Genomic DNA, 531 nt, shown 5'->3' with positions numbered 1-531 from the left:
CTAAGGTGTTGTCGTCATGCGTAATGTCTTGACCAAAATGTTGAATGATTGCATTTAACCCGGAAGTTCCAGGTTCGACGACTTCTCGTGCGACAATATCTGCATCGACAATATCAATTTTAAACTGCTGCTTGAACAGATTCGCTACGGTAGTTTTACCGCTGGCGATACCACCCGTTAAGCCTATTACCAAAGCCATTTACACCCCTAAAATTGACGTGAAGTACCAACTTAGAATTTGGTCGCCCCAGATTAAGCTTACCCATCCTGCAATCGCTAAATATGGGCCGAAAGGGAAAGCTCTCTCTATACCTTGTTTTTGTAGTCGTAACTGGACTAGCCCGAATATCACACCGACGACGGAAGAAAGTAGGATGATCATTGGTAATGATTGCCATCCTAGCCAAGCGCCAAGGGCAGCCAGCAATTTAAAATCACCGTAACCCATGCCTTCTTTACCAGTAAGCAGTTTGAACCCCCAATATACTGACCAAAGACACAAATAACCGGCAATCGCACCAATTACGGCGT

At 44.8% G+C, this 531-nt stretch carries 2 protein-coding genes; both read right to left on the bottom strand.

What is annotated here, in order from left to right; genetic code table 11:
* The coding region (coaE, locus tag R7E78_RS30085) for a dephospho-CoA kinase (protein ID WP_318059135.1) at positions 1–199 on the bottom strand (199 nt) is incomplete at its 3' end.
* Positions 200–531: A24 family peptidase (locus R7E78_RS30080; RefSeq protein WP_318059134.1), on the bottom strand; the 332-nt coding region annotated here is incomplete at its 5' end. It abuts the gene before it with no gap.

The sequence above is a fragment of the Vibrio sp. YT-19(2023) genome (assembly GCF_033337395.1).
The sequence above is the reverse complement of the archived record's forward strand: the minus strand, read 5'-3'. Positions and strand labels throughout refer to the sequence as shown.